This window comes from Mycobacterium sp., assembly GCF_040509115.1.
Taxonomy (GTDB): Bacteria; Actinomycetota; Actinomycetes; order Mycobacteriales; family Mycobacteriaceae; genus Mycobacterium.
In genome coordinates this window covers 1-7,410 of sequence record NZ_JBEVLO010000014.1, presented here as the reverse complement: position 1 = coordinate 7,410, position 7,410 = coordinate 1, and the positions used below count along the sequence as shown (strand labels likewise).

Annotated in this window: 7 protein-coding genes; 4 read left to right on the top strand and 3 right to left on the bottom strand. The window is 67.0% G+C overall.

Annotated elements, in window-relative coordinates; translation table 11 throughout:
• From dnaK to ABW137_RS01345, 4 genes are all read left to right on the top strand, one after another.
• Positions 1–1,510 (top strand): molecular chaperone DnaK (gene dnaK / locus ABW137_RS01360; protein ID WP_526396106.1); only part of this gene is annotated, 1,510 nt, incomplete at its 5' end.
• Positions 1,507–2,130: a nucleotide exchange factor GrpE gene (gene grpE / locus ABW137_RS01355; protein ID WP_526396104.1), complete on the top strand. Its 624-nt coding sequence runs from the start codon at positions 1,507–1,509 to the stop codon at positions 2,128–2,130. The genes dnaK and grpE, both read left to right, overlap by 4 nt.
• A 98-nt stretch (positions 2,131–2,228) precedes the next feature.
• Positions 2,229–3,407, top strand: coding sequence for a molecular chaperone DnaJ (gene dnaJ, locus ABW137_RS01350; protein ID WP_526396102.1), 1,179 nt, complete (start codon positions 2,229–2,231; stop codon positions 3,405–3,407).
• On the top strand, positions 3,407–3,793 hold the full coding sequence (locus ABW137_RS01345; protein ID WP_526396100.1) for a heat shock protein transcriptional repressor HspR: 387 nt from the start codon (positions 3,407–3,409) through the stop codon (positions 3,791–3,793). The genes dnaJ and ABW137_RS01345 overlap by 1 nt, the downstream gene beginning before the upstream one ends.
• Here the strand turns inward: ABW137_RS01345 and ABW137_RS01340 are convergent.
• The 3 genes from ABW137_RS01340 to ABW137_RS01330 form a co-directional block, all read right to left on the bottom strand.
• Complete coding sequence (locus ABW137_RS01340) at positions 3,786–4,688, bottom strand: aldose 1-epimerase (RefSeq protein WP_526396098.1); 903 nt, start codon at positions 4,686–4,688, stop codon at positions 3,786–3,788. The genes ABW137_RS01345 and ABW137_RS01340 overlap by 8 nt on opposite strands.
• A gap of 18 nt (positions 4,689–4,706) precedes the next feature.
• Positions 4,707–5,873, bottom strand: a complete 1,167-nt coding sequence (locus ABW137_RS01335; RefSeq protein ID WP_526396096.1) for an FAD-binding oxidoreductase — start codon at positions 5,871–5,873, stop codon at positions 4,707–4,709.
• A 336-nt stretch (positions 5,874–6,209) separates the two neighbouring features.
• Positions 6,210–6,827 (bottom strand): RNA polymerase sigma factor, encoded by a 618-nt coding sequence (locus tag ABW137_RS01330; RefSeq protein WP_526396094.1) that lies wholly within the window; start codon positions 6,825–6,827, stop codon positions 6,210–6,212.
• Positions 6,828–7,410: the final 583 nt, after the last annotated feature.

The window sequence follows — 7,410 nt, the reverse complement described above, 5'->3', positions numbered from 1 at the left end:
CACCGTCCCGGCGTACTTCAACGACGCCCAGCGTCAGGCCACCAAGGAAGCCGGCCAGATCGCCGGCCTCGAGGTCAAGCGCATCGTCAACGAGCCCACCGCGGCGGCGTTGGCCTACGGCCTGGACAAGGCCGACAAGGATCAGACCATCCTGGTGTTCGACCTCGGTGGCGGCACGTTCGACGTCTCGCTCCTCGACATCGGTGACGGGGTCGTGCAGGTGCAGGCCACCTCCGGCGACAACCACCTCGGTGGCGACGACTGGGATCAGCGCATCGTCGACTGGCTCGTCGACAAGTTCCGGGCCAGCTCCGGCATCGACCTGACCAAGGACAAGATGGCCATGCAGCGGCTTCGTGAAGCCGCCGAGAAGGCCAAGATCGAGCTCAGTTCCTCGCAGAACACCTCGATCAACCTGCCCTACATCACCGTCGACGCGGACAAGAACCCGCTGTTCCTCGACGAGCAGCTCAGCCGCGCGGAGTTCCAGCGCATCACCCAGGATCTGCTGGACCGCACCCGCAAGCCGTTCCAGTCGGTCATCGCCGACGCGAACGTCTCGGTCTCCGACATCGACCACGTCGTGCTCGTCGGTGGTTCCACCCGCATGCCCGCGGTGACCGAGCTGGTCAAGGAGCTCACCGGGGGCAAGGAGCCCAACAAGGGCGTCAACCCCGACGAGGTCGTGGCCGTCGGTGCCGCGCTGCAGGCGGGCGTGCTGGCCGGTGAGGTCAAGGACGTCCTGCTGCTCGACGTGACCCCGCTGAGCCTCGGCATCGAGACCAAGGGTGGCGTGATGACCAAGCTCATCGAGCGCAACACCACCATCCCGACCAAGCGGTCCGAGACCTTCACCACGGCCGACGACAATCAGCCGTCGGTGCAGATCCAGGTCTTCCAGGGTGAGCGCGAGATCGCGTCGGCCAACAAGCTGCTCGGCAGCTTCGAGCTGACCGGCATCCCGCCGGCCCCGCGCGGCGTTCCGCAGATCGAGGTCACGTTCGACATCGACGTCAACGGCATCGTCCACGTGACGGCCAAGGACAAGGGCACCGGCAAGGAGAACACGATCAAGATCCAGGAGGGCTCCGGTCTCTCCCAGGAGGACATCGATCGGATGATCAAGGACGCCGAGGCCCACGCGGACGAGGACCGCAAGCGCCGCGAGGAGGCCACCGCCCGCAACGACGCGGAGGCGCTGGTCTACCAAACCGAGAAGTTCATCAAGGAACAGCGTGAAGCCGAGGGTGGCTCCAAGGTGCCCGAGGAGACGCTGGCCAAGGTGGAATCCGCCATCGCAGAGGCGAAGACGGCTCTCGAAGGCACCGACATCACGGCGATCAAGGCCGCGATGGAGAAGGTCGGCGTCGAGTCCCAGGCCCTCGGCCAGGCGATCTACGAGGCCACCCAGGCCGAGCAGGCCGCCAGCGGTGGCTCGGAATCCGGTCAGGCTGACGACAACGTGGTGGACGCGGAGGTCGTCGAAGACGACGAGCAGGAGCGCAAGTGACCCACGCGAACGATCCGCACGAGCCGGTGACCATCACCGACAAACGGCGCGTCGATCCCGAAACGGGTGCGGTCAGGGATCCGGCGTCGGACCCGAGTGGGGCTTCGGCCCCCAGCGGGTCGACGCCGGGACCCGACCCGGTAGTCGAGACCGACGAGGCCGCCGAGTTGAAGGCGACTCTGCAACGCGTCAAGGCGGAATACGACAACTACCGCAAGCGCGCCGTGCGTCAAGAGCAAGCGGCGTCGGAACGCGGCAAGGCCTTCGCGGCCACCCAACTGCTCCCCGTGCTCGACGACCTCGAGCGCGCACGCCGTCACGGTGACCTGGAATCGGGGCCACTGAAGTCGGTGGCCGACAAGCTCGTTGCCGCACTGCAGGCCATCGGACTGGTGGCCTACGGCGCGGAGGGCGATCCGTTCGACCCTTCCCTGCACGAGGCCGTGCAGCACGAAGGCGACGGCTCGAACCCGGTCGTTGGCACGGTGATGCGCCAGGGCTACCGCCTCGGCGAGGGCCCCGTGCTTCGGCACGCGATGGTCGGTGTCGTCGACTCCCCGGAGGCGCCGGAGACGGCGGATGCTTCCGCAACCGGCGAGCAAGCGCCGGAAGCGGATTGAGGCGACACGGGCGATAAGCACCGCTCAACGGCCGAAGAGGCCGCAAAATCGTAAATGAGGAAGCAACGACATGCACAACGGTAAGGAGGTGACGCGGCATGGTTCAACGGGAATGGGTTGAGAAGGACTTCTACAAGGAGCTCGGCGTCTCCTCCGACGCCACTGAAGACGAAATCAAGCGGGTCGCCCGCAAGTTGATGGCCAAGCTCCACCCCGACCGCAACCCGGACGATCCCGCGGCCGAGGAACGGTACAAGGCCGTCGGCGAAGCCAAGGACGTCCTGACGGACAAGGCGAAGCGCGCCGAGTACGACGAGACCCGTCGCCTGTTCGCCAATGGCGGCGGCCGCAGATTCAACGGTGGCGGCGGGGGTAACTTCGGCGGATTCGGTGGCGACGGAGCCGAATTCAACCTCGGTGACCTGTTCGACGCCGCCCCCCAGACGGGTGGCGCCAACATCGGCGACCTGTTCGGCGGACTGTTCGGTCGCGGTGCACAACAGCCGCGGCCGAGCCGTCCCCGCCGGGGCAACGACCTGGAGACCGAGACCGAACTCTCGTTCCTGGAGGCCACCAAGGGCGTGGCGATGCCGCTTCGGCTCACCAGCCCGGCGCCGTGCACCAACTGTCACGGCAGTGGCGCCCGGCCCGGCACCAGTCCCAAGGTCTGCCCGAACTGCAACGGCGCGGGCGTGATCAACCGCAACCAGGGCGCGTTCGGCTTCTCCGAGCCGTGCGCCGAATGCCGGGGCAGCGGCTCGATCATCGAAGAGCCGTGCGACGAGTGCCATGGCACCGGCGTCACCACGAGGACGCGCACCATCAACGTGCGGATCCCACCGGGCGTCGAGGACGGTCAACGCATCCGGCTCGCCGGACAGGGTGAGGCCGGCCTGCGTGGGGCGCCCTCGGGCGACCTCTACGTGACCGTGCACGTCCGCCCGGACAAGGTGTTCGGTCGCGACGGGGATGACCTCACGGTGACCGTTCCCGTCAGCTTCCACGAACTCGCCTTGGGCACAACGCTTTCCGTCCCGACGCTGGAGGGCAAGGTCGGCGTGCGGGTGCCGAAGGGCACCTCCGACGGCCGCATCCTCCGGGTGCGCGGCCGCGGCGTGCCGAAGCGGGCAGGCGGCCACGGCGACCTGTTGGTCACCGTCAAGGTCGCAGTGCCGCCCAACCTCGACGGCGAGGTGGCCGAAGCGCTGGAGGCGTACGCAAAGGCCGAGCGGGCCAGTGGATTCGACCCACGGGCCGGTTGGTCGGGGGGTGTGTGATGGCCAAGCGGAGCCACGACGAGGCCCGTACGTTTCTGATCTCGGTGGCCGCCGAGCTGGCCGGTATGCATGCGCAGACGTTGCGTACGTACGACCGGCTCGGCCTGGTCAGCCCGCAGCGCAGCTCGGGCGGCGGGCGGCGTTACTCGGAGCGCGACGTCGACCTGCTGCGTGAGGTGCAGCGCCTGTCTCAGGACGAGGGCGTCAACCTGGCCGGGATTAAGCGCATCATCGAGCTGACCAATCAAGTCGAGGCGTTGCAGGCGCGCCTTGGTGAAATGGCGCAAGAAGTGGAACGGCTGCGCGGCAACCAGCGTCGCGACGTGGCGGTGGTGCCCAAGAGCACCGCGTTGGTCGTGTGGCAGCCCCGGCGCGGGCCTAGGTGACCGCGATCGAGAACTGCGCGGTCGCAGGCTCGCCCTCCACGGCGTAGCGGTAACCGCCCCGACGCAGTGCGTCGGTCGGCGCCGCCATGGGCTCGATGGCGATGAGGTCGTCGGAGCCGGGCGCGAACAACTGAGCGGCGGGGTAGCCCGTCACGAACGTCATCTCGATGCGCCGCCCACCCCCGGAAACGGCGAACACGGCACCGTCGGGCACCTGGTCGTAGCCGTCGTCGTAGACGGTGGTGCCGAGTCGCTCGTCGGAACCGGTCCACTCCTCGGTGTCACCGGTGGGAATGCCCCAGTTGTCGACAGGCAAGTGGCGCAGCGCCGGCGCCTCCAGTAGCCAGTCCGAGCGCGGCACACCGGGAATCCGTAGATACGGGTGGTACCCGAAGCACAGCGGCACCGCGGCGGCGGTCGTCGGCGTCACGGTGGTGTCGATGGTCAGTGCGCGATCGGCAAGGGTGGCCCGAAGCGACAGCACGTGGGGAAACGGGAACGACGCGAGTAGCCGGGGCTCGGCGCCGTAGTCGAGGACGGCAGCCAGGACGTTGTCCGACCGCTCGGTGATCTGCCACCCCGGATACGCGGCGAGCACGCCGTGGATCGGCGAGCCGTGCTCGTCGACGCGCACGCCGTCGACGCCAGCGGTGAGCGTCACCACCCTGTCGTCGACGGCATATTCGTTGCCGCCCAATCGATTTGCCCACGGATACAGCAGCGGGATGCCCATCGTCTTGCCGTTCTCGACGTAAGCGTCCAGGCCGCGGCGCTGGCCGAGGAACTCGTCGTCCCCGTCGGCGAGCGAGGTCGCGATCATTCCTGCCCGCGGGACGAAGGTCGCCGTCAGCGACGACGACGGATCCTTCAGCGTGACGGCCTCGAACTCTGACATCCGGCGATTCTGTCACGCTCAGCTGGCAAGTGGATCGTGCTGTATCCGTTGCGCGTCCGCGCCCTTGGCGACCAGTGCGGACATCGTCGCCTCGACCATCTTCGGCCCACCGCAGACGAGGATCTGCCGATCGCTCCAGCTCCCGTACCGCGTGACGACTTCTGGCAGCGTCCCCGTCTGACGGACGTGCAGTCCGCGCGGGGGCTCGACGTCGGGGTAGTCGCCTGCCCACGGCGGGTTGGTGGAGTATTCGCTCACCGGGGTCACCGACAACCACGGGTTGGTGGCGGCGACCTGCCACAGAGTGCGCAGATCGTAGAGATCACACGGGTATCTGGCGCCGAAGAACAAGTGCACGCGTGGATTGTCGGCCCAGCGCGAGAGATCCATGATGATCGAGCGCAGCGGAGCCAGCCCGGTGCCGCCCGCCACCATCAGCACGTCGCCACCCGAGCGGTCGACCTCCATCGCGCCGTGCGGATTGGACAGCCGCCACCGGTCGCCGACGTTGGTCTCCCCGACGATCGCGGGGCTGACCATGCCGCCCGCGACCGACCGCACGTGGAATTCGATGGCGCCGCTGCGGTCGGCGGGGATGGCCGGACTGAGGTAGCGCCAGCGCCGCGGCCACTGCGGCACCTGCACGGTGACGTACTGGCCGGCGTGGAAGTACAGCGGATCGTCGAGCTGCAGCCGGATCACCGACACGTCGCGGGCGACCCGCATGTGCTCGATGACCGTACCGTCGCGGAACGGGGGACCGGCCTCGGCGTCGGCGGCGCCGCGCATCACCCCGAACATCAGGTCGGCGGCATCCCTGGCGGTGTCGGCGAGCCGGTGATCCCACCGCGGGCCGAAGTGGCTGCGCAGAGTGGTGCCGAACGCCTGCCGCATGGTGTCATAGTGACGTTGCGTCACACCGTATTTGCGATGATCTCGGCCCAGCTGCGCGAGAAAGGCCACGGGCTCCTCGGCCCGCTGCTCGATCAACTCGCCAAACACCCACGTCATCGCCTGCGCGAACGCCGCGTGGGTGGCGCCCATGTCGGCTGGAAACAGGTCGCGGGCCGAGGTGTCGATGGCGAACCAGCTGGTGTAGAACCGGCGGATCAGCTCCGCAGAATTGGCGGCAGGGTCGATCGCGGCACGTAGCACTGCCAGCGCGTCACGGTCTTCGAGTCCCACGTCGTTGGATACTAGGGCCGGATTCTGAGTACGTTCTCATGAGGGGAGGGGCTCGGAGACCGGAACCAGTTGGCGGCCCAACCGAAGGGACACACTCCGACGAGCTTGGCATCGACCCCCGACGCCAAGTTCCGCGGTCTTCGCGGTCGAATGCTTTAGGAGAGTTCGTCGTTGAGTTGGATGGTGACGGGAGTTGGTGATGTCGGGAAGAACGCGCGTCGTCTGGATCTCGGCAGTGACGCCCGCGAGGGCCAATACGAGCAGTTCGGTGACTAGTCCGATCAGCGAACTCCCGCGTCAGGCGTTGGGCGGTCGCGCTCAGACGAGCGGGCCGGACTACGTGGTCAGCAGGTTCTCCGTCATCCTACGAGCGCGGGAGATTCGACTCTTCACCGTCTGTACCGGGATGCGTTGATGAATGGCAATGTCCTCGTAGGTGAAGTCACCGTAGGTCCGCAGGACCAGCGCCGCGCGAAACGACTCGGGTAGACGCATCAATGCATCTTGTACGCGGTTGGCGTCGGCCACTCGGTCGCCGATGTCGCGGCTGTCCGCAGGGCCATCCCGCTCCTCCTCGCAGGGAACGCGCCGTCGGACAACGGCGAGAGCAGCGTTGGTGGCGATACGGAACAGCCACGTTGAAAAGGAGGAGTTGCCCCGAAAGCGGTGCATGTTCTTCCATGCCGAAGCCAAGGTGTCCTGCAACGCATCCTCTGCATCGTGCGTGTTGCCGGTAATCCGTAAGCACACCGCCCAAACCACCCCGCGACTGCTGCTGACCAATTCAGCGAACGCGGCCGGGTCACCATCTCGCGCTCGCGTCAACAGCAGCGAGCGCTCCATGTCATCAAGCAAGGGCCAGCCCCTCCCCAAGGCAGTTCGGACGCCGATCGTGTCCAGCATCCAATCGCGTTGTTCCAACTGTATGGCAGCAGCAAAATTGACGCTGGGCAACGCGGGATTCGTAAGAACTTTGCTCCGTCGGCGAACGGGGTCGTTGCCTCACTCGACGGCCATCGGCCTTCCCGTCTTGCGCACCGCGGATGAGCGGGCGACGTGCGCGGCCAAACCGAAGCTTCGTGAAGGATGCCCGGTGGGGGAGTTCAACACGCGGCACCTGTCGGCATCGCAACTCGATGGCACCCGAGAGCTGGCCCGAGCCAGGTGGAATGGACCCGCGTCGCTAACGCGGCGAGTTTCGCTGTCTGGATGACCTGCGTGCGAAGCGTGGTTTACAGCAAATGCTCGGAACGATCGCCCGATGCGGATATTCCGCCGGTCAGAGGTCGTCGAGTGAAATCCGCCCCGACGGCATCTAGGTGATCGTCACCGCGCGACGTCACTACGGTCCGCCGGGTCTGGTTGCTCGTTGGGGGTGTGGTGGGTGTGGTGGGTGGGGTGGGTTGGAACAAAGTGGTGTGGTGGGGCATCTATCTGTTGCGGGTGTGGGGTGTGTGGTGCAGGTTGGGTGTGGTCTAGGAGGTGGTGGTGGCGGCTGCCCGTCGGGTGTTGGCCATCGATTTCGGGTCCTCGAATA